Here is a 21,037-nt window from a genome sequence, read left to right on the forward strand (position 1 = left end):
CAACGATAAAAAGATTATCCCAGCTTACGCCTCATCTGTGGCACCGCCGGAGTAAATCCCCAGCCATGATTTCAGCTTTGCGAGGGCCTTTCTTCTTATCCTGTAAACGTGGCTGATGTCGATATTCTTTTCGTCGGCGACCTCGCGTGCGATGCGCCCTTCCATTATCAGCGCGTTTATGATCTCCGTCTCGCGCTCGGAGAGCTGCGAAAGCGCGTTTTCCAGATCTATCGACCATTCGCTGCGGCTCGCCTCGCCGTAGAGCATCGAATTTTCGTAGCTGCCGTCGGCAAGCTCGGAGTCGTCCACCGGCGTCGGAGCCTTAGCCTCGACGCGCTGCAGGAAGTTGATCATCCTTCCGCGAATCTTGTAGTAGGCAAACGTAGAGAAACGGACGCTGCGCTCCGGGTCGAAAGAATCGACGGCGCTTATAAGGGCGAGCATCCCCTCCTGAATCAAATCCTGATATGTGTCGTAGGGAACCTTTAATTTTTTCGCCAGCCAGTAGACCATGGGGCGATTCGCGAGAATGAGCTTTTCCCTCGCTTCCTCGCTCCCGGCCGCGCAGTCCTTCCACAGCTGCGATTCATCCCGGCGTTCCGTAACTTTTTCCGTCTCATTGCGCATTTAACCACATCCCATTCAGAGACAAGCTTAGCAACTATCTAATTCTACCACAGTTTAAGAGATTTTACGCTACAGCAGCGGAAGAGAAGCGATTCTACCCTCCGCCACTTTCAAATGCGTCGTGTCGTTTTGAAAAAGGAGCACGAACCTGCCCGCGTCGGCGCCGAAAGCGGTTATCGAACAGTTGTCGATGCGCGTCCTCCAAAAATAACTGACGCGCGGCAGAGCGAGCAGCCGCGGGAAAAGCGCGCGAAGCATCGCGCCGTGCCCGACGACCACGATGCTCCGCTCCGGTCTCGCAAGCAGAAGCTTCGACAGCTCGCCGCAGCGCTCGTACAGATCGTCCGCTTTTTCTCCGCCGGGCGCGTCGACGTTAAGCTGATTCACCCTCCACGCCTCGAAGATTTCGGCGTAATTCTCCCTTATCTCGGCGACGGTCCGCCCCTCCCACTCTCCGAAATCCACTTCGGTGAGAAGAGAAGTCTTTTCCACCGCGGCTCCTTTATGAAACGAAGCTATCTCCTCCGCAGTTTCGTAGGCGCGCGAAAGCGGGCTTGAAATAACGGCGTCGACTTTCGCAAGCGAAAACCTCAGCGCGGCCCTCCGCGCCTGAAGGCGCCCCTCCGCGTTCAGCGGGATATCCGTCGCTCCCTGATAGCGGAGCTGATTATTCCACTCGGTCTTTCCATGCCTGACAAAAAAAATTTTTTTGCCGCCTATCGGAGCTGAAAGTCCCGGCGCCACATTTCCATCTTCCGCCATATTTACCGGCATAAACGCAGACCTCCTCATCCGAACGCCCAGCGCTTAGACAATTACAAAAGAGGGAGAACGCAGAAGACGCTCCCCCTTCAAAAAATCTCGCGCCTCTCAGCGGCGCGAGGCATATATTGGCAGTCCCTAGGAGATTCGAACTCCTGTTAACGGGCTGAGAACCCGCCGTCCTGGACCCCTAGACGAAGGGACCATTCCACTAAATGGCTGGGGTACAAGGATTTGAACCTCGATTACCTGATCCAGAGTCAGGCGTGCTGCCGTTGCACCATACCCCAACGGAACAGACAACGGTTATTATATAAGATTTTCAAATCTTGTCAACAGCCGGAAAAGCGCCGCCAGAGGGCCGGCTGGGCCGCCTGCGGGACGACGGCAGACAATGGTCGGGATGGTCGGACTTGAACCGACGACCCCCTGCTCCCAAAGCAGGTGCGCTACCAGACTGCGCTACATCCCGAAACAGCGAGATTATATCATGAAACGTATTTTTTAAAAACATCGCCGCAGTCGGCTTCCTCAGCAGCACGGAGGCTGCGATTCGACGCCTGACGGATACGCCTGAAGCGCGGGCCCGCCGGGAATTACTTTATTTTATGAAATGGCGGAGGCGTGTGCGAGTCGAACACACCGAGGAAGTCGTTAACTCCCCCCACCGGATTTGAAGTCCGGGCCCGGCACCGGCCGAAAAGCGCCTCCATCGCCGCGATAAAGTTTATCAAAAAGTCGGCTTTACCGCAATTGTTTTTTGCCGAAGTCCGTCTGGTCCTCTTTCACTCGATTGCGCCGATTATCAGCCTGCGCTTTTCCGCTTTTCCTGAGACGTTCCAGCTGCCTTCGAGACAGCGGAGCGCCTCTTTCAGCTTCTCTTCGTCGTCGTAAAACAGGTCGATGACGCTTTCTCCCGCCGCGACGGCGCTTCCTATTTTTTTGTTGAGGCGGATCGCGGCCGCGCGGTCTATCTCGTCATCGAGCTTAAGCCGGCCTCCGCCGAGCGAGCGCAGCGCTTCGCCGACCGCGAGCGCGTCGAGGCGCGAAATAAACCCGCCCTTCGTCTCTTTCAGCGAATATTTTTTCTGCGCTCTGGACAGTATCTCAAGAGGGCGACGGGCGACCTCCGCGTTTCCGCCCTGCGCTTCCACTATCTGAGCGAATTTCGCGAGCGCCGAGCCGTCCGATAGGGCGCGCTCCGCCTTTTCTTTACCGTCGGCGGGGCTTTCGGCGGCTTCGGCAAGTGCGAGCATGAAGCCGCAGAGCGTGACGCACAGTTCGCGCGTGTCGGATGGACCGCGGCCGCTCAGGACTTCGACCGCTTCGTAGATTTCCGCGGCGTTGCCGACCCATTCGCCGAGAGGCTGCTCCATATCGCTGAGCACGGCCACGGCTTTTTTGCCGAGTTTCTTCGAGACTTTGACGAGGTTGCGCGCAAGCGCTTCGGCGGCTTTAGCATCCTTCATGAAGGCGCCGCTGCCGCATTTTACGTCGAAGACGTAGCCCGCCGCGCCGCCGGCGAGTTTTTTGCTGACGATGCTCGAAGTGATGAGAGGTATCGACGGCACTGTGCCGGTGACGTCGCGGAGTTTGTAAAATTTTCCCTCGGCCGGCGCGAGCTCTTTCGAATGTCCGGAGACCGCGCAGCCTATCCGGCGCGCCTGCGCGATGAATTCATCCGACGCAAGGTGCATTTTCATTCCCGGTATCGATTCGAATTTGTCGACGGTGCCGCCCGTATAGCCGAGCCCCGGGCCTGAGAGTTTGGAGACGACGGCGCCGCAGGCGGCGGCAAGAGGCAGCAGTATCAGCGTGGTCTTGTCGCCTACGCCGCCGGTGCTGTGCTTGTCTACTACGCGCATGTCCTTCGGAAAGGCGTATCTTTCGCCGGAGTCCGCGAGCGCCTCGGTGAAGTGCATCGTCTCGTCGTCGCCGAGCCCGTTGAAGTAGACGGCCATCAACCACGCGGAAAGCTGATAGTCGGGCAGCTCGCCGGAGACGGTTTTCGCGACGAGGGCCTGGAGTTCTTCTTTAGAATGGGCTCCGCCGTCGCGTTTTTTTTCGATGAAGTCGACCATATTGAAGCTCATAGCCGCGCCTCCTCTATAAAGCCTTCCACAAGCCGCGCTACTCCGGCTGCCGCTTTGGCCATCGCTTCCAGGACATCCTTATGTGTCAGCTTCTGCATCGTGATGCCGGCGCCGTAGTTCGCGGCGCAGGATATGCCGAGCACGCGGATGCCCATGTGGTTGGCGACGATGACTTCGGGCACCGTCGACATGCCGACGACGTCTGCGCCGAGCAGCCGCGCCATGCGGATCTCCGAAGGCGTCTCGAAAGAGGGGCCGCTGAAGGCGATGTAAACGCCGCGGCGCAGCGGAATGTTTTCCTTAGCGGCGACGCGCTCGAGTACGGCGATGAATTCGCGGTCGTAAGCGGTCGTCATATCGGGGAAGCGCGTCCCCCATTCGTCATGGTTGACTCCGACGAGGGGGTTCCTGCCCATGAAGTTTATATGATCTTCTATCGCTATGATGGAGCCGGGACGTATATCTGTGTTCACCGCACCGGAAGCGTTGGTGGCAACGAAGGCTTTTATTCCGAGCTGGCCAAGCACGCGCACCGGGAACGTTACTTCTTCCATCGTGTAGCCTTCGTAGAAGTGCACGCGCCCCTGCATAGCCGCCACAGGCGTGCCGCGCAGACAGCCGAGCAGTAGTTTGCCCTCGTGCCCCGGAGCTGTCGAGCGCGGCCAGTAAGGTATGTCCTCGTACGGTATCGTCATTGGGCGCTCAATCTTTTCCGCGCCGTGTCCAAGGCCGGAGCCGAGCATGATCGCGGCTTTAGGGGAAAATCCTCCGCTTATTTTTTCGATGAATTTCTGCGCTTCGTCGACTTTGTCCCAGTAGTACATTTTTATTTCCTCCTCCGCCCGGCTATCCCGCAGCGCTATAATTTTTATCCGCCCCCGCAGCCGCGTCTGTTTTTGGCGACGCGTCAACGAGCGAGAGGGTGGTATTTGTCGTAGCTGTCGCGCAGCTCCGTGTCCATGTGCGTGTATTTTTCGGTCGTCATTATGGAGCTGTGTCCAAGTATCTCCTGCAGCGTCCGCTGGTCCATGCCGTTGCGCAGAAGGTGCGTTGCGAAGGTATGGCGCAGCACGTGCGGATGCAGGCGCTCCCGCGGGATGCCGGCCTCGACTCCGCGCTTGTGCAGTATTACCCAGAGAGTCTCGCGGTACAGCCGCCGGCCGCTGCGGGAGAGGAAGAGCCATTCTTCGCCGCGCTTGTCCAGCTGCGGGCGGTAATCTGAGATGTATTCCTCGATAAGGCGGCGCACCGCGCCGATGTAGGGGATCGTGCGCTCCTTGTCGCCCTTGCCGCGCGCGTAGAGGATCTCGTTTGACGAATCGAGGTCGCGCAGCCTTATATTACAGAGCTCGGAGGCGCGCATCCCGGCGCCGTAGGCCAGCTCTATAAAGGCCCTGTCGCGTTTTCCCAGCGGCGTGCCGTCCTCGCATGCATTCATGATGCGCTGTATCTCCCCCTCCGTCATTATCTGCGGCAGGGTTTTCTCGCGCGAAGGCAGCGGCGCGAGGCGCGGCAAATTGTCCGTGACTCCGTCGTACTGTAAGAAGCGCGCGAAGGAACGAAGCATAGCGCCCATCCGCTGCACGGTGGATTTTTTGCGTTCTTCCGCCAGCTTAGCGCGCAGGAAGCGCGCCACCGCGTCGTCGCGCAGGTCGAGCGGGTCGCGCCGCTCATCGCGGCAGTAGGCCTCCCATATTTTAAGGTCGGAAGCGTAAGCGCGCTGCGTGTTTTCGCTGCATCCGCGCTCGAGGCGCAGGTAGTCTATGAAGCGCCCTATCGTTTTGCCGAGCTCTCCGCCGAACTCCGCCTTCATTTTGGATTTCCCGACTTATACCAGTAATAGGCCATTACCGTTTTGCCGTCCCGTATTTTTCTTTCGGAAATCATTTTTTCGATCTCGGCCGGCGCGAAGCCGAAGGCTTCGATATATTCGTCGTCGTCCTGCGGCAGCGGCGACGGAGCCAGCTCCGCCGCGTAGTAGACGTAAATTTTTTCCGTGCAGAAGCCCGGCGAGCTGTAAATTTCCGCGATCTCTTCGAGCCTGCGCGGCAGAAAGCCTATCTCCTCCCGAAGTTCTCTGGACGCCGCGCCACGTGGCTCTTCGCCGTCCTCGACGATTCCGGCGGGGATCTCAAAAATTTCTTCGTCTACCGCGTGGCGGTACTGCTTCACGAGCAGTATCCTGCCCTTCTCATCCACCGGCAGTATCGCGACGGCCGGCTTGTGTTCGACCACTTCGCGCGGCTTGAGCTCGCCCGAGGGGAATTTCACCATATCGACGCGAAGGTTGCCTATATGTCCCTTATAAACGTATTCGGAGCTGATTATGTTGCGCAGCGGATTTTCGCTCAAAATCCATGCCTCCTATGTGAATTTTTCACCCTTCTCAAGGCGCGCGCCGCGCGCCCAGTCGCCGGCGGGAAGCGTTTTTTTGCCTTCGGGCTGCACCTCAGTCAGCTTAAGGGCGCCGCGGGCGCAGGAGACGACGGGAAAGCCGCCGACGATCTCGCAGCGGCCGGGCTCGCCGCCGGCGCCTTCGGCCACTTCCGAGCCGCGGATGCGCAGCCTTTTGCCGCGCACCGTGCAGAAAACTCCGGGGCTTTCTCCGATTCCGCGTATTTTATCGAATATTTTTTTTGCGCTTTCCTCGCACCAGTTTACCTTTCCCTCGGATTTATCTATTTTCGGGGCGAAGGACGCCCCTTCCCCGCTCTGGGGCGTGAATCTCCATCCGTCGGCGGGCACGTCGCAGATATAGCGAAGCAGCGTCTCGCAGCCGAGTTTCGCGGCCTTTTCGGAAAGCGTGGAGAGCGTGTCCGACGGCGAGATTTCCAGCTCAGGCTGAGCGAGCAGCGGTCCCGTATCCATTCCCGCGTCAAGACGGAAGATAGAGACGGCGGTCGAAGAGAGCCCGTCCATGATCGCGCGCTGCAGCGGCGCAGATCCGCGATACTGCGGCACGCGAGAGGGGTGCACGTTTATGCAGCCGAGGCGCGCCATCGAAAGCACCGGCTCCTTTATCATCTGGCCGAAGTCGATGACGAGGATCGCGTCGGGCGCGTTCGCTTTGAGCCATTCGACGCGTTCGGCGTCCGTCGAAAGCCTCGCCGTCGTATAGAGCGGAAGCCCGAGGCTGCGCGCCGCGTCGAAGACGGGTGTGTTCTGCAGCTTCATGCCGCGCCCCGCTTCGCGCGGGACGTTCGTAAGCACCCACAGCGGGCGCGCCCTTTCCGATATCAATTCGAGGCAGCGGGCTGCGAAGCGCCCCGAGCCCATGAAGCCTACGGAGAGGGGCATTACTCCTCCGCCGCCTTTTTCGACATTTTTTTCTTTAAAAACGCCCGTTTCATCGGCGAAACGCGGTCAATGAGCAGGCGCCCGTTCAGATGGTCGATCTCGTGGTGGAATACGCAGGCCGTGAAGCCTTCGAGGTCGCGTTCGTACTCTTTTCCGTTTTCGTCGAAATATTTCACGGAGATTTTTTCCGGAGAGAGGACTTTTTCGTAAATTCCCGGGAAGCTCAGGCAGCCCTCTTCGCGCGTCACTTCGCCCTCTTCCTTAGTGATCACTGGATTGACGAGCACGTTTTTGTCGCCCTGGTAATCTATAACGACTAATTTTTTCGACACCCCGACCTGCGGTGCAGCGAGGCCGATGCCGTCGCTTGCGTACATGGTCTCGAACATGTCGGCCGCGAGCGCTTGCAAATCCTCGTCAAAATCTTTTACTTCTTCCGTTTCTCTGCGGAGCGCCGCGTCCGGGTAAATGTATATTTTTCTGACGGCCACTTGCTATGACCTCCCGTTATTATTTCGTCTTCCCATATTTTAACGTAAAAAGAGGCCCCGCTCAATAAGCGGGGCCTCGCTTGTTTCTCTGCCGCTCTTAAAAATTTATTCGGATTCTTTCTGCTTGAGCAGGTCGCCGATCGAGAAGTTCATTTCCTCCTGCGGAAGCGCGCTGTTATGGTTCTCCTGGCGTCTGCGCTCTCCGCCTTCGCGGCGCGGACGGCGCGGACGGTCGTCGTGCTGCCGACGCCCTTCGCCTACGTCGGCCGGCCTCTCTCCGCGGCGCTCGTCGCGCAGCGGGCGCTCGCGCCTCACGGGCTCTTCGTTAGCGGGGCGGAGGCTCATGCGGATTCTGCGCTCGCTCGGGTTGACTTCGAGCACGCGGGCTGTGATCTCCTGTCCCTCCGAGAGGACATCTTTCGGGTTCTCGACCCTCTGAGTGGAAAGCTGCGATATGTGGATGAGTCCCTCTACACCTTCCTCGAGTTCGACGAACGCGCCAAAGTCCGCGAGGCGGACGACCTTAACGGGAATCTCCGCGTCTTTCGGGTACTTCTCAACCGCGTTTTTCCAAGGATCGTGGAGCTGCTTGTAGCCCAAGCTGATGCGCTTGCGCTCTTTGTCCGTTTCTATGATCGAAACTTCGACCTTCTGCCCCTTCTTGAGTACTTCCTTCGGATGTTTGATGCGCGTCCAGCTCAGGTCCCCGATATGGATGAGGCCCTCCACGCCGGGCTCTATTTCAACAAATGCGCCGAAGTCTGTAAGGTTGGTGACCGTGCCTTCTGTGACCATTCCCGGCGTCCAGCGTTCAGCCGCCGTCGTCCACGGATCTTCAAGCGTCTGGCGGAGCGATAGAGAGATTCTGTTGTTCTCCTTGTCGATGCCGATGACCTTTACCTTCACGTGGTCGCCCTTTGATACGATATCTTTGGCCTTAGCGCTGCGCTGCCAGGAAAGCTCGGTGATGTGGACGAGCCCTTCCATAGCGCCCAGATTGACGAAAACACCGAATGAAGTGATGCTGCTGACGTCCCCCTCAAGTACGTCTCCCTCGTGGACATGCTCGTAGAAGGCCTGGCGGATTCCCGCAAGCTCCTCTTCGATGAGGCTGCGGCGTGAGAATACGAGACGGCGCTTTCTGCGGTCTTTTTCAATGAGCTTGACCGGGAACTCCTGATCGACGAGCTTTCCCGGCGCGATGCCGTGCCCCTCCTGCGTAAGGTGTGAAATGGGGATGAAGCCCTCTATGCCGCAGCAGCTTACGATCAGGCCGCCCTTTACCTTGCGGAGCCCCTTGACCGCGACAGTTTCGTTCTCTTCCGCTTCCTTCTCAAGCTTGTTCCAGCGCTCGTCGAACTCGCAGCGCCAGCGCGACAGCCCAAGCTGAGAATCCTCGCCTGTGGGCATATTCGTTATCTGTACTCTGACCTTGTCGTCCTTAACGGGCTCCTGGGTCTCTTCTACGAGCACCCTGTGGGTCCACTCCTTGCGCGGCAGGAAGCCCTCGCATTTGTAGCCCACGTCCACAAGCCAGCCGTCCTCGCGCGCGTCGACCACTGTGCCCTCGACAACACTGCCGCGATGGATGTCGCTCATCGCTTCGGTGTACTGCTGCATCATCTCTTCCATTGTTTCTTCTTTTTCCGGTGTTTCGTTTTCAACTGCTGCGTCTTCTGTGCGAAGCTCGTCGACCATACCCAACATCCTCCTGCTTACATCATCTTTAATTTTTGGATCAGTTCTTTCATCAGCCAATCGGGAGTGCTGCCTCCCGCGGCTATTCCAATCGCCCTCTTGTCCCGCACCCAGCTCCTTTCCAGTTCCCCTGCATGCTCTATCCAGAGCGTAGGCACACCCGAAACTGCGCCTATCTCGGCAAGCTTTCTCGTGTTGGCGCTGTTTTTCCCGCCAAGAACGATTATGCCTTCCGCCTCGCCGGCAAGCCTGCGGACAGACTGCTGGCGCGCGAGAGTAGCACGACATATTGTATTATATACCTTTATTTCGGGAGTTGTAGATACAAATCCCGCAACCAGCGCGGCGAATGTTTCGACGCGCTGCGTCGTCTGACTCAATATTCCGCAGCGTTTGCCGCGGAACTGCTCCGTTATCTCCGCCGCGCCGGAAAGCACGTGGACCTCCCCGGAGACGCAGCCCACGATCCCCCTGACTTCGGGGTGGGATACGTCGCCTAATATTATCACGATATACCCCTCTTGGGAAAGAGTTTTCGCCCTTTCCTGCGCATTTTTTACGAAAGGGCACGTGCCGTCGATTATATTAGCACTCCTTTCGCGCAGCGCGGCAAAAATTTCCGGCGTCACGCCGTGCGCGCGGACAAAGGAGACCGCCCCTTCCGGAACGCCGCTCGGCTCGTGGACGACGGCGAGGCCGAAGTTTTCCAGGCGCTCTATCTCCTGCGGGTTGTGTATCGGGCTGCCGAGAGCGTAGACTCTGCCGAATCTTTTCAGCGCCTCTTCGAGCGTCGTTATCGCGCGCTTCACCCCGAAGCATAGGCCCGTCGGCTCCGCGATTATAATCTTCACTGCGCGCGCCCCAGATGGCTCAGACAACGCGGCAGCACGTCCTCTACGGCCTTTTCTTTCGGCGTCTCGCCGAAGTCGTACCATATCGCCGGCTCAAAATGCCTGAACCACGTCATCTGCCTGCGCGAAAAGGCTTTCGTCGAGCGGATGTCCCCCTCGATCGCCTCGGCAAGCGTGCATTTGCCGCCGAGGTATTCGACGAGTTCGCGGTAGCCGAAGCCCTGCAGCGCCGGAAGCTCCGGCGAATAGCCGTTGCCGAGGAGCCACTCGACCTCCTCCGGGTAGCCGCTCGCGAACTGCTCCTTTACGCGGCGCGCGATATTTTCGTAAAGGGCCGCGCGCTCCCTCGTGAGCCCGATATATAAAATATCCCAAGGCGATTCCATCTTGTTCTGCCGCCCGTACCACCACGACGCGCTTTTGCCAGTGATTCGGAAAATCTCAAGCGCGCGCATCGTGCGCACGGGGTCGTTCGGATGAATCTTAGCGCCGGCCTGCGGGTCGACCGCGGCGAGCTCGTCGTGCAAAGCCGCAAGCCCCCTCTCGCGTATCTCGCGCCCAAGCTCGGAGCGGACCTCTTCATCCTTCGGCAGAGACTCAGAAAGCATCCCCTCAAGGGCGCGGTAATAAAAAGGCGTCCCTCCGATAAGGAGCGGCACGCGCCCGCGAGCGGCGATGCGGCGTGCAGCGTTCAGCGCGTCCGCGGCAAAATCCGCTGCAGAATAGACCTGGTCCGGGTCCACTACGTCGATAAGGTGGTGGATGATCTTTCGGCGCACTTCGCGCGGCGCCTTGTCGGTGCCTACGTCAAGATAGCGGTAGACCTGGCGAGAATCGACCGATATCACCTCCGCTCCGAGCGCGGCGGCGAGCGGGAGGCTGAAATCCGTCTTGCCAACCGCAGTCGGCCCGATTATCGCAATGGCGGGGATTTTGCCGTTATCCATGGACGGAAGGAATATGCCGCAACCAGTTATCGCCCCGACCGCATCCCATAAGGCGAAATGCTCTCCGACGTCCCGCGGGAAAGGAGCGACAGAAGCCCGCATTCTTTAAAATGTCCGCAACAGCCATGATAATCCCCCTGTCCCCGTATCGATCGACCTGCGTGAAAATTGTATCATAATAGCACGCCGCTTCTTTGTATTTTTACCTTTCAAACCATTCGAAGAGTTTTTTGTTTTCTATCAGAAAGACCGTCGGCCTTCCGTGCGGGCAGGTGTAGGGGGTCTCGCAGCGTTCGAGGCGCGCCAGGAGCTCTTCCGCCTCTTCGCGCTCGAAGCGGCGGCCGAGCTTCACTGCGTCGCGGCAGGCAAGGCGCGCCATCCTCCACCAGACTTCGCGGTCGCGCTTCGCAGGGTCGCTTTCGGTCTCTATGCCGCGCAGAGCTGAGCGCAGCATGTCTATGGGCGAGAGGTGTCCCTTGCCCTTTATCGCCGGCACGGCCGTCACCTTTCCCTCTTTTATCAGAAAGCCGAGCTTTTCGAGCTCTCCTCGGTAGAGCTCGGCCTCCGCGGCGACCGCCTGAGGCACTTCCTGCGGCAGCGTCAGCTGCTGGAGCGCGGCGTTCTCGCTGAAGGCCGCGCATATCTCTTCGTACAATATCCTTTCGTGCGCCGCATGCGGGTCGATTATGCAGAGGGCGTCGGGAAAGTCGAATATCAGAAAACCGCGCGCGGACTGCCCTATGTAATTTTTACCCTCTATTGTGAACTCTGAAGCGATCGCCGCGCCCTCTGCGCCTGCGGCCGGCGTGAATATATTTTCTACCGCCGCGGGGGAGAGCGGCGTAGCGGCGCGCCAGCGCTCTTTTTTATAAAAGCTCCACTCCTGCGGCGCGCTCTGCGGCGGGAGGCCTCCCGCGCCGCGCTGCGCGCCGCAGGCTGCGGCCGGCCCGGTATTTATTGAAAGCCTCTGCGCGAAGAGCGCCTTTGCGCAGTCGTACACCGTTTTGAAGACGTCGCCGCTCCTGCGGAAGCGAATCTCCTCCTTCGTCGGGTGGATGTTCACGTCGACCTCCTGGGCCGGCAGCTCTATGAGCACGAGCCATTCGCCGTAAGAGGCGGCGTCCTGAGAGACGATCGCCGCGCGCACCGCGGCGTCCTGCACGCGGCGGCCGTTGACGAAGAGCGTTACCGCGATTCTGCGCGAATCGGGCGCCGGGTTCCACCAGATGCGCACGGACAACGCGCCGCTCTGCGCCTGAGAGCGGTAGATCCTCGTCTGCCTGCCCCAGCGCCGCAGCAGACATTCGTCGACGCTCTCCGCGTTTCCGTATTCCAATATTTTCCGGTTCTCTTCGGAGAGGCGGAAAGCGACCTCTGGATGTATCAGCGCGTAGTCGTTCACTATCTGAACGATGCGGCGCAGCTCGGCGGAGGAGGTTTTGAGAAATTTTCGCCGCGCCGGAAGGTTGAAAAAGAGATCGTCTATCTGCACGCGCGTGCCGCTCTTCGCCGGCGTTTCGCTGTGCAGCGTTATCTCTCCCGCTTCGCAGCGGATGACGCCGCCGCTTTCCGCGCCGCGCGCCCTGCTGCGGATCTCCATACGCGACACCGCGGCGATGCTCGCCAGCGCTTCGCCGCGATAGCCGAGCGTCGAGATTCTCTCAAGGTCTTCTATATCGGATATCTTGCTCGTCGCGTAACGCTCGAGCGCGAGCGGGAGCTCTTCGAAGGCGATGCCGCAGCCGTCGTCCTCTATCACGAAGGAATTTTTTCCCCCCTGCTCGGTCTGGATGGATATCGAGCGCGCGCCCGCGTCGAGCGAATTCTCTATGAGCTCCTTGGCGAGCGACGATGGGCGTTCGATCACTTCGCCCGCGGCTATCCTCATAGAAATATCAGCAGCGAGTTTTTTTATCATTTGAAGCCAAGCACCTTTCTGCTCTCGCCGCGCAGGCGGCTGACGAGCTCGAGCGCGGAAAGGGGCGTCATGTTGTCGGGGTCGCAGGCGGCGAGCTCTTCGAGTATCGCCTCCTGCCTGACGTCGAAGAGCGTCAGCTGGCTGTGCGGCGACTGTTTCATCTCTTCGTTCTTCTGCGCCCCCTCCTCCTCGAACTTGGCGAGCAGCTCCTGCGAGCGGCGAAGCACCGCGGAAGGTATTCCCGCGAGGCGCGCCACCTCTATGCCGTAGGAGCGGTCGGAGGGGGCTTCGACGATCTTGTGCAGGAAAACTATCCCGCGCTCGCTCTCCTCGACGCCCATGCTGAGGTTCACTATCCCCGGCAGCAGGTCGGCCATCTGCGTCAGCTCGTGGTAGTGGGTCGCGAAGAGGACGCGCGGCTTGGCGTGTTCCTGCCCCTGCAGGAATTCGACGACGGCCCACGCGATGCTGAGGCCGTCGTAGGTCGAGGTGCCGCGCCCGACCTCGTCGAGGATTATAAGGCTCCTATCCGTCGCATGGCGCAGGATGTTGGCAGTCTCCACCATCTCGACCATGAAGGTACTCTGTCCGCGCGCCAGCTCGTCCCGCGCCCCGATTCTCGTGAAAACGCGGTCGACGAGCCCGATCTTCGCGCTCTCGGCCGGTATGAAGGAGCCGATATGGGCCATTATCGCGATAAGGGCCGCCATGCGCAGGTAGGTCGATTTTCCGGCCATGTTCGGGCCCGTTATAAGCGCGATCCTGCGTCCGTTCTCCGCGCTGAAGTTGAAGTCGTTCGGCGTGAAGGGATTTTTCCCCAGCGTCAGCTCGACGACGGGATGGCGCGCGTTCTTCACGACGAAGTCCTTGCTCATGTCTATCTTCGGCCGCGTGTAGCCGCGTTCGTCCGCTACGGCGGCGAGCGACGCGAAACTGTCGAGCTCCGCGATGAAGTTCGCGCCGCGCTGCACGGAAGCCGACGCGTCGAGCGTACGCTCGACGAGCTCGGCGTACAGCTTCGCCTCTATGCTTTGAATCTCCCCCTCGGCGCGGAAGATCTCATCTTCGAATTTTTTCAGCTCTTCGGTGATGAAGCGCTCCGCGCCGACGAGCGTCTGTTTTCTTATGTAATCGGCCGGCACGCGCGACAGGGAGCCCTTCGGCACCTCTATGTAGTAGCCGAATACTTTGTTCACGCCGGCCTTGAGATTTTTTATACCGCTCCTCTCGCGCTCCCCTTCCTCGAACGCGGCTAGGCGGGACGAAGAATTCGCCGCGACGTCGCGCCACTTGTCGAGCTCGGCGCTGAAGCCGGGCTTTATCACGCCGCCGTCGCGCAGCATCCGCGGCGCCGAATCGCCTATGGCGGCGAAGAGCAGAGCCGAAAGCTCCGAGGCGTCGCAGTCGGGGACGAGCGGCGAAAGCGTTTCGTCCTCCTTGATGAGAGAGATTATCTCGGGCAGCATTTTAAGCGTCTCTTTTATCGCGAGAAGGTCGCAGGGCGAACCCATCTTGAGAGTCAGCCGCGAGAGGGCCTTGCCCATGTCGCGGCACTCCGCGAGCAGCTCGAAAAGCGCTGAGCGCAGCTTTCTCTTCTCCGCGAGGCGGCCGACCACGTCCTGCCTGCGCTCGATCGCATCTATATCCTGAAGCGGCGACGTTATCCACTCCTTCAGGAGGCGCCTGCCCATAGAAGTGCGGCACTTGTTGAGGGACCAGAAGAGCGACGTCTCGCCCTTGTCGATAAGCTCGAGGTTCGTCTGCGTGCTCTGGTCGAGTATAAGATTTTCGCGCGGCAGGATAGGCGTGACGGCCGTAATATGAGAGGCCTTCGAAAACTGCGTCTCTTCGAGATATTTCAAAGCCGCGGCCGCGGCCCCCGCGGCTTCGTCCCTGTCGTCGAGCCCCATCGCGGAAAGGGAGGCTATCCCCCATCTGCGGCAGAGCCACGCCGACGCCTGCTGCGGGGAGAAATCTCCTTTGTCGCGCTCGACGACACTGCGCTCTGCGATAAGCGGGCAGTTCTTTATGAATTCGTCGCGCTGTCCGCGACGCAGAATTATCTCATTGGGAGAGAAAGCCGTGAGCAGCGAGACGCCCCCCTCGAGCTGGAAGGTCCCGGCGCGAAGGGAACCGCTCGCCGATTCGAGCAGGGCGACGGAAATTTCCTTTCCGGCGAAGGAGAGAGCGGCGATCTTTCCGTCGCCTTCGGCGTTCTCCGGCATCCACGTGCCCGGCGTGACGATGCGTATGACGCTGCGTTCGACGAGGGTCCTGCCGTCCGGCTCCGTCATCTGCTCGCATATGGCGACGCGGTAGCCGGCCGCGACAAGGCGGCCGAGATATGAATCTACCGAATGGAAGGGCACTCCGGCCATCGGTATCCTTGCTTCAGAATCTTTCGAACGGGAGGTGAGCGTGATGTCGAGCACCGACGACGCCGTTTCGGCGTCGTCGAAGAACATTTCATAAAAGTCGCCCATGCGGAAGAAGAGAAGACAGTCGGGATACTTGTCCTTCCAGTAGGTATACTGCTCCAGCATGGGCGTCATTTTGATTCCGGACGGGAGTTCCAATTCGGGGCCTTCTTATTCAGGAAAGCGTCACATTCCTGCTGTCGAGGTAGGACTGAAGCAGGAGGGTCGCCGCGACCTCGTCCACTTTTTTCTTTCTTCCGGCGCGCGAGACGTCGGCTTCTAAAAGGGCCCGCTGCGCTATCGTCGTAGTGAAGCGTTCGTCCCAGAACTCCGTCTCGATCTCCGGGAAGCGCTCCTTTATCGTCCTTTCAGTCTCGCGCATACGTTCGGCCTCGGGGCCTTCGCTGCCGTCGGTGCGCCGCGGCAGCCCTATCAGAAGCTTCGGGCTGCCGTAGCGCGAAATTATTTTCTCAAGCTCTGAGAGCCAGTCGCCCTTTGCGCTGAGCACGGCCAGCCCCTGGGCGAAGCCGCCCAGCGGATCGCTGACCGCGACGCCTATCCTGACGGCGCCTATGTCGAGGGCGATGACTCTCCGCGTCATTTTTTCTTCGCCATAAGCTCTTTGAATATCGCGGGAGCCGCCGCGAAAGCTTTATCCAGCTTATCCGAGCTCTGAGCGCCGCCCTGGGCGAGAGCCGGGCTTCCGCCGCCCTTGCCGCCCATCTCGGCGGCTACCGCCTTGATCAGCTGTCCAGCGTTCGCTCCGAGCTTCACCGTCTCGGGCGACGCCATAGCGGTCAGCATGACGCGCTTCTCTTCGCCCACTCCGGCTAAGAGCGTTACGGCGTGCGGATATTTCTGACGAATCCTGTCGCCGATCTGACGAAGCAGGTCCGGAGTGACGTTGTCGAATTTTTCGATGATAAGCTCGACCCCGCCCTCGCTCGCGCACGGCCTCACGCTGTTTTCTATGTCGGACATCGCGGCCCTGACCTGCAGTTCGCGGTTCTTGCGTTCGAGGACCTTCTTCTCGTCGAGCATCGCTTCGAGCTTTGACTGCAGCGACTCGACGTCGCCGCCGAACATCGTTACGGCCATGGCTACCGCCGCGCCGTAGCTCTGGAAGAGCGGCAAGGACGACGAGCCGGCGACCGCCGTGATTCTGCGTATGCCGGAACCGATGCCCTCTTCGCGGACTATCTTCACGAGGCCGATCTCGCCGGTATTCCTGACGTGAGTGCCCCCGCAGAGCTCGGTCGAGAAATCTTGCACGCTTACCACGCGCACTCTGTCGCCGTATTTTTCTTCGAACAGCGCGCGCGCTCCGCTCTTTTTCGCGTCTTCGAGCGCCATGACGGTCGTAACGACGGGCGCGTTTTTCAGCACCTGCCCGTAGACGATGCGCTCTACCTCGCGCAGCTCGTCGATAGTCACAGGCGCGAAATGGTTGAAGTCGAAACGCAGGAAGGTCGGAGTCACGATGGAGCCCGCCTGGCGCACGTGCTTGCCGAGGACGCGCGTCAGCGCCTCGTGCAGAAGGTGCGTCGCGGTGTGGTGGCGCCGTATCTCGGCGCGGCGCTTTTCATCTACGCAGGCATCCACGACGTCGCCGAGCTTGACGGCGCCGGACGTCACCTTGCCGCGGTGGATTATGAGGTCGGGCGCCGGGTAGAGAGTGTCTTCCACTTCGAAGGTCGCGCCCTCCGCCGTGATCGTCCCCTTATCGCCGACCTGTCCGCCCTTTTCGCCGTAGAAGGGCGTATCGGAAAGGACGAGCTCGGCTTCCGCGCCGGCGGCGACGCTATCCACGGAAGCGCCGTCAACGATTATCGCTTCGACCGAGGCTTCGCAGCTCGTCTTCTCGTATCCGCAGAAAGGCGACGGCGCAAGCCTGTCGGCGAGCTCGGTGTATACGCTCTTCGACATCACGCTCGACGTCTGCCTGCTTGCCGCGCGGGCGCGCTCGCGCTGGGCCTCCATCGCGCCCTCGAAGCCCTCCTCGTCTACCGATATACCGCGCTCTTCGCACATCTCTTCCGTGAGTTCGAGCGGAAAGCCGAAGGTGTCGTAAAGCACGAACGCGACGTCTCCGGGCAGTTCTTTTTTGCCCGCGGCCTCTAATTTTTCTATCTCAGAATACATAAGCTCGCTGCCCTGCGACAGGGTGCGCGAGAAGCGCTCCTCTTCGGTGCTGAGCACCTGCTCTATCGCCGAAGCCTGTTCGACGAGTTCGTGATACTCGTCGCCTATCGACTGACGCACGACGGGCAGAAGCTCTGTGAGGAAGGGGCGCTCGATCCCCAGCAGCCTGCCGAAGCGCACCGAACGGCGGATGAGGCGGCGGAGCACGTAGCCTGTGCCGTCGTTCGTCGGGAGGACGCCGTCCGCTATCATGAACGCCGAAGCGCGGATGTGGTCGGAGATGATCTTCACGGCCATATCCTTCTTAGGGTCCTCGCCGTATTTAACGTTGACGAGCTCGCAAGCCTTCTCCATTATCGGGCGGAAGAGGTCCGTCTCGAAGTCGTTCGGCGCGCCCTGCACGACTGACGCGAGGCGTTCGAGCCCCATTCCCGTGTCTATGTTTTTCTTCGGCAGAGGCGTGAGCTTGCCTTCCTTGTCGCGGTTATACTGCATAAAGACGAGGTTCCAGATCTCAAGGTAGCGGTCGCAGTCGCAGCCTACGTTGCAGCTCGGCTTGCCGCAGGAAAATTCTTCGCCCTGGTCATAAATTATTTCGGAGCAGGGGCCGCAGGGGCCGACGGGGCCGGCCGCCCAGAAGTTGTCGTCTTCGCCGAGGCGGAATATCCTCTCCTTCGGCAGGCCGACCTTCTCGTGCCAGATATCGAACGCCTCGTCGTCGTCAAGATAGACCGTCGCGTAAAGCCTGTTCGGATCGAGGCCGACGCGCTCCGTCAGGAATTCCCAGGCCCACGGGATTATCTCTTCCTTGAAATAATCGCCGAAGCTGAAGTTCCCGAGCATTTCAAAAAACGTGTGATGGCGCGCCGTATGTCCGACGTTTTCTATGTCGTTCGTGCGCACGCACTTCTGCGCGGTCGTCGCCCTCGTCACCTCCGGTTTCTTGAGGCCGAGGAAGTACGGCTTGAAGGGCACCATGCCCGCTATCGTAAAGAGAAGCGTCGGGTCGTCGGGTACGAGCGAAAAGCTGTGGTACCTTTTGCAGCCCTTCTCTTCGAAAAACTTTAAAAACAGTTCGCGTAATTCTTTGCCGCTGCGGCGTTCCATTGGAATTTCCCCCTGCCAATCAGACTAACTTGATATTATATATTATTTGCCTGAAATTGCACAGGCAAAGGAAGCGCCGCCGCGTCGCGCTGATTTTACGCGCCGCGGCGGCCTTAGTCCCCGGTATTTTTTCAGAGCGCGGCCCTTCGGCGCGCGCCGCTACAGAAGTTTTTTTCTCGCCTCGGCGCCCTCGGCGATTATACGGGCGGCGTCGAGCTTCGAGAACGCGCCTCTATGGTAAAGGGTCTCGCCCGCGACGACCGTCGTCATCACATCGGCCGACGAGCCAGCGTAGACGAGATAGCCGGCGAGGTTTTCGCAGTCCCATCCGGCGTAGTGGGGGCGGTCGAGGTCGATCAGAAGGAAGTCCGCGTCGAAGCCTTCCTTTATCAGCCCGACGTTGTCGAAGCCCAGCGCCTCCGCGCCGTTCCTCGTCGCCATGCGCAGCGCGCATTCCGCCGACAGGAGCGTAGGATTCAGATTTACTCCCTTCTGAAGCAGCGCGGCGAAGCGCATCTCCTCCCACATGTCGAGCCTGTTGTTGCTCGACGCCCCGTCGGTGCCGAGCGCCACCTTCGCGCCGGCCTCGTTCATCGCGGCGACGGGAGCCGTGCCGCTGCCTAGCTTCAAGTTGCTCTTCGGGTTGTGCGCGATCGTAAGATTCGCGCGCGCGTAGAAGGGCAGCTTCTCCTTTTCGATCCAGACGCAGTGCGCGAGCAGCAGACGCCTGACGCCGAGCAGCCCGGCCTTTTCGAGATATTCCTCCGGCGCCATCGTCTTTCCGGCTTCGACCATACCCCACTCGCCCTTCGTTTCAAGCCAGTGGAGCTGCACTCCGAGATCGTTTTCCTTCGCCGCGGCGGCGATGTCCTTCATAAGGGCGAAGGGCACGGTATAGGGAGCGTGCGGTCCGAGCTGCACGTTGACGAGCCCCTGCGCGCCATTATAATCGCGCGCGAGCTTCAGGTTCTCCGCGAGCTTCGCCGCGCCGTCCGCGCCGCCGACGATGCCGCGCGAGAGCCCGGCGCGTATGCCGGCGGCCAGAGCCGCGTCGGCTACCCTGTCCATATAAAAATACATGTCCGCAAAGCAGGTCGTGCCCGTGGAGAGCATTTCGAGTATCGAGAGCATCGTCCCCTTATAGACCAGCTCGCCGTCAAGCTTCGCCTCGGCAGGCCATATCCGCTTCCGCAGCCAATCCATCAAAGGCAGGTCTTCGCCGAAGCCGCGCAGCAGCGTCATCGCCGCGTGCCCGTGCGCGTTGACGAAGCCGGGAATCAGCGCCGTCGCGCCGCGTCCCTCGTAGGCCGCGCCGAAGGGATAGGCGCCAGCGGGCTTCACCGCGGAAATTTTTCCGCCCTCGGTGCAGACGTCGCAACGCCGCGCGCCCTGCGATTCGGCGTCCCAGACTATCACGTCGCGGTAGAGTTTTTTCAATTTATTCCCTCCAGCTCGCCATATAGGCTTCCTGCTCCGGCGTCAGCTTCTCTATCGTTATCCCGAGCGTTTCGAGCTTGAGCTCGGCTATGCGGCGGTCGAGCTCGTAGGGCACGTTGTAAAGGCCGGGGGAGAGTTTGTTCTGCGAGATATAGAGGGCCGAAAGCAGCTGCATCGCGAAGCTCAGATCCATGATCTCGACGGGGTGACCGTCGCCGGCCGCCAGGTTGACGAGGCGCCCCTCGCCGAGAAGGTGCAGCCTGCGCCCGTCCGGCATCACGTATGTGTCGACGTTCGCGCGCGGGCTGTAAGTCTTGACCGCCATCTCGCGCAGGTCGGGGACGTAGACCTCGACGTCGAAGTGCCCCGCGTTCGCAAGCAGTACGCCGTCCTTCATGACTTCGAAATGCTCGCGGCGGATGACCTTCGTATCGCCCGTGACGGAGATGAACACGTCGCCAAGCTTCGCCGCGTCGTTCATATTCATCACTTCGAAGCCGTCCATCAGCGCTTCGAGAGCGCGGTGCGGGTCGACCTCCACGACTATCACGCGCGCGCCCAGCCCGGCCGCGCGCTTCGACGCGCCCTTGCCGCACCAGCCGTAGCCGGCGATGACGACGCTCTTGCCGGCGACCATGAGGTTCGTCGTGCGAAGCATCGCGTCCCATACCGACTGCCCGGTGCCGTAGCGGTTGTCGAATAAATTTTTGCTCTGCGCGTCGTTGACGGCGAGCATCGGGAAGGGAAGGACGCCCTCGGCCGCCATCGCCCTGAGGCGCTTGATTCCCGTCGTCGTTTCCTCGCAGCCACCCATTATGTTTTTGACGAGGTCTCGGCGTTCGCCGACGACCATAGCGACGACGTCGCCGCCGTCGTCTATTATCACCTGCGGGTCCCAGCCGAGCATTTCGCGCAGATTGTCGCCGTACTCGTCGGCGCTCATACCGCGCCTGCTGAATACGTGGACGCCCTCTTCGACGAGAGCCGCGCATATCGGGTCCTGCGTCGAAAGGGGATTGCTGCCGGCGGCGGCGACCGTCGCGCCGAGCCCGCGCAGCACCTTGAGCAGGCAGGCCGTCTTAGCCTCGAGGTGCAGGCACGCGCCGACCGTGACGCCGTCAAGGGGCTTCGACGCAGCTTCCTTTTCCGCGATGAGCTTCAGCACGGGCATGTATTCCCAGGCCCACTCCATGCGTCTGTGCCCCTCCGGCGCAAGCTTTATATCGGCGATTCTGAATTCGTTTCTCATT

General features: G+C 60.2%; 17 protein-coding genes and 4 tRNA genes. All 21 read right to left on the reverse strand.

Annotated elements, in window-relative coordinates:
* Window positions 1-24: 24 nt before the first annotated feature.
* On the reverse strand, window positions 25-627 hold the full coding sequence (locus tag EH55_RS09615; protein WP_037977186.1) for a sigma-70 family RNA polymerase sigma factor: 603 nt from the start codon (window positions 625-627) through the stop codon (window positions 25-27).
* A gap of 69 nt (window positions 628-696) precedes the next feature.
* Entirely contained in the window at window positions 697-1,401 is a 705-nt protein-coding gene (locus tag EH55_RS09620) for a histidine phosphatase family protein (RefSeq protein ID WP_051682807.1), read from the reverse strand.
* Between the two features lie 117 nt (window positions 1,402-1,518).
* A tRNA-Glu gene (locus tag EH55_RS09625) sits at window positions 1,519-1,594 on the reverse strand.
* Window positions 1,595-1,605: 11 nt separating this feature from the next.
* Window positions 1,606-1,679 (reverse strand) — tRNA-Gln (locus tag EH55_RS09630).
* A gap of 105 nt (window positions 1,680-1,784) precedes the next feature.
* Window positions 1,785-1,861: transfer RNA gene (locus tag EH55_RS09635), tRNA-Pro, on the reverse strand.
* A 142-nt stretch (window positions 1,862-2,003) separates the two neighbouring features.
* A tRNA-Sec gene (locus EH55_RS14240) sits at window positions 2,004-2,100 on the reverse strand.
* 74 nt (window positions 2,101-2,174) lie between these two features.
* A complete protein-coding gene (locus EH55_RS09640) occupies window positions 2,175-3,482 on the reverse strand; it encodes a thymidine phosphorylase (protein ID WP_037977188.1) in 1,308 nt (435 codons plus the stop codon).
* Window positions 3,479-4,306, reverse strand: coding sequence for a purine-nucleoside phosphorylase (locus EH55_RS09645; RefSeq protein WP_037977190.1), 828 nt, complete (start codon window positions 4,304-4,306; stop codon window positions 3,479-3,481). Before EH55_RS09645 ends, EH55_RS09640 begins: the two co-directional genes overlap by 4 nt.
* Before the next feature lie 83 nt (window positions 4,307-4,389).
* Complete coding sequence (locus EH55_RS09650) at window positions 4,390-5,295, reverse strand: tyrosine-type recombinase/integrase (RefSeq protein WP_037977192.1); 906 nt, start codon at window positions 5,293-5,295, stop codon at window positions 4,390-4,392.
* Window positions 5,292-5,834, reverse strand: a complete 543-nt coding sequence (locus EH55_RS09655; RefSeq protein ID WP_236617106.1) for an NUDIX hydrolase — start codon at window positions 5,832-5,834, stop codon at window positions 5,292-5,294. The genes EH55_RS09650 and EH55_RS09655 overlap by 4 nt, the downstream gene beginning before the upstream one ends.
* 12 nt (window positions 5,835-5,846) lie before the next feature.
* The gene (gene fmt, locus EH55_RS09660) at window positions 5,847-6,779 is read right to left on the reverse strand and encodes a methionyl-tRNA formyltransferase (protein WP_037977194.1); all 933 of its coding nucleotides are present in this window, start codon (window positions 6,777-6,779) and stop codon (window positions 5,847-5,849) included.
* Window positions 6,779-7,270 carry a peptide deformylase gene (def, locus tag EH55_RS09665; protein ID WP_037977196.1) on the reverse strand — a complete coding sequence of 164 codons (492 nt, stop codon included), beginning with the start codon at window positions 7,268-7,270 and terminating at the stop codon, window positions 6,779-6,781. The genes fmt and def overlap by 1 nt, the downstream gene beginning before the upstream one ends.
* 105 nt (window positions 7,271-7,375) lie before the next feature.
* Window positions 7,376-8,968: a S1 RNA-binding domain-containing protein gene (locus EH55_RS09670; protein ID WP_037977200.1), complete on the reverse strand. Its 1,593-nt coding sequence runs from the start codon at window positions 8,966-8,968 to the stop codon at window positions 7,376-7,378.
* Between the two features lie 17 nt (window positions 8,969-8,985).
* On the reverse strand, window positions 8,986-9,819 hold the full coding sequence (ispH, locus tag EH55_RS09675; protein ID WP_037977202.1) for a 4-hydroxy-3-methylbut-2-enyl diphosphate reductase: 834 nt from the start codon (window positions 9,817-9,819) through the stop codon (window positions 8,986-8,988).
* Complete coding sequence (miaA, locus tag EH55_RS09680; protein WP_236617107.1) at window positions 9,816-10,868, reverse strand: tRNA (adenosine(37)-N6)-dimethylallyltransferase MiaA; 1,053 nt, start codon at window positions 10,866-10,868, stop codon at window positions 9,816-9,818. The genes ispH and miaA overlap by 4 nt, the downstream gene beginning before the upstream one ends.
* A gap of 100 nt (window positions 10,869-10,968) precedes the next feature.
* Window positions 10,969-12,684 (reverse strand): DNA mismatch repair endonuclease MutL, encoded by a 1,716-nt coding sequence (mutL, locus tag EH55_RS09685; protein WP_037977204.1) that lies wholly within the window; start codon window positions 12,682-12,684, stop codon window positions 10,969-10,971.
* Window positions 12,681-15,260 carry a DNA mismatch repair protein MutS gene (gene mutS, locus EH55_RS09690; RefSeq protein ID WP_051682809.1) on the reverse strand — a complete coding sequence of 860 codons (2,580 nt, stop codon included), beginning with the start codon at window positions 15,258-15,260 and terminating at the stop codon, window positions 12,681-12,683. Before mutS ends, mutL begins: the two co-directional genes overlap by 4 nt.
* Window positions 15,261-15,276: 16 nt before the next feature.
* Window positions 15,277-15,702 carry a Holliday junction resolvase RuvX gene (gene ruvX, locus EH55_RS09695; protein ID WP_037977207.1) on the reverse strand — a complete coding sequence of 142 codons (426 nt, stop codon included), beginning with the start codon at window positions 15,700-15,702 and terminating at the stop codon, window positions 15,277-15,279.
* A complete protein-coding gene (gene alaS, locus EH55_RS09700) occupies window positions 15,699-18,350 on the reverse strand; it encodes an alanine--tRNA ligase (protein WP_037977210.1) in 2,652 nt (883 codons plus the stop codon). Before alaS ends, ruvX begins: the two co-directional genes overlap by 4 nt.
* A 159-nt stretch (window positions 18,351-18,509) precedes the next feature.
* The gene (locus tag EH55_RS09705; RefSeq protein ID WP_037977212.1) at window positions 18,510-19,787 is read right to left on the reverse strand and encodes an amidohydrolase; all 1,278 of its coding nucleotides are present in this window, start codon (window positions 19,785-19,787) and stop codon (window positions 18,510-18,512) included.
* Window position 19,788: 1 nt separating this feature from the next.
* Window positions 19,789-21,036 (reverse strand): adenosylhomocysteinase, encoded by a 1,248-nt coding sequence (locus EH55_RS09710; protein WP_037977214.1) that lies wholly within the window; start codon window positions 21,034-21,036, stop codon window positions 19,789-19,791.
* Between the last annotated feature and the right edge of the window lies 1 nt (window position 21,037).

The organism is Synergistes jonesii, from assembly GCF_000712295.1.
Taxonomy (GTDB): Bacteria; Synergistota; Synergistia; order Synergistales; family Synergistaceae; genus Synergistes; species Synergistes jonesii.

Bases quoted from the DNA above. Each gene is read 5' to 3' on its own strand.
- EH55_RS09615 (WP_037977186.1), bottom strand. From the start codon at position 627: ATGCGCAATGAGACGGAAAAAGTTACGGAACGCCGGGATGAATCGCAG.
- EH55_RS09620 (WP_051682807.1), bottom strand. From the start codon at position 1,401: ATGCCGGTAAATATGGCGGAAGATGGAAATGTGGCGCCGGGACTTTCA.
- EH55_RS09640 (WP_037977188.1), bottom strand. From the start codon at position 3,482: ATGAGCTTCAATATGGTCGACTTCATCGAAAAAAAACGCGACGGCGGA.
- EH55_RS09645 (WP_037977190.1), bottom strand. From the start codon at position 4,306: ATGTACTACTGGGACAAAGTCGACGAAGCGCAGAAATTCATCGAAAAA.
- EH55_RS09650 (WP_037977192.1), bottom strand. From the start codon at position 5,295: ATGAAGGCGGAGTTCGGCGGAGAGCTCGGCAAAACGATAGGGCGCTTC.
- fmt (WP_037977194.1), bottom strand. From the start codon at position 6,779: ATGCCCCTCTCCGTAGGCTTCATGGGCTCGGGGCGCTTCGCAGCCCGC.
- EH55_RS09670 (WP_037977200.1), bottom strand. From the start codon at position 8,968: ATGGTCGACGAGCTTCGCACAGAAGACGCAGCAGTTGAAAACGAAACA.
- miaA (WP_236617107.1), bottom strand. From the start codon at position 10,868: ATGCGGGCTTCTGTCGCTCCTTTCCCGCGGGACGTCGGAGAGCATTTC.
- mutL (WP_037977204.1), bottom strand. From the start codon at position 12,684: ATGATAAAAAAACTCGCTGCTGATATTTCTATGAGGATAGCCGCGGGC.
- ruvX (WP_037977207.1), bottom strand. From the start codon at position 15,702: ATGACGCGGAGAGTCATCGCCCTCGACATAGGCGCCGTCAGGATAGGC.
- alaS (WP_037977210.1), bottom strand. From the start codon at position 18,350: ATGGAACGCCGCAGCGGCAAAGAATTACGCGAACTGTTTTTAAAGTTT.
- EH55_RS09710 (WP_037977214.1), bottom strand. From the start codon at position 21,036: ATGAGAAACGAATTCAGAATCGCCGATATAAAGCTTGCGCCGGAGGGG.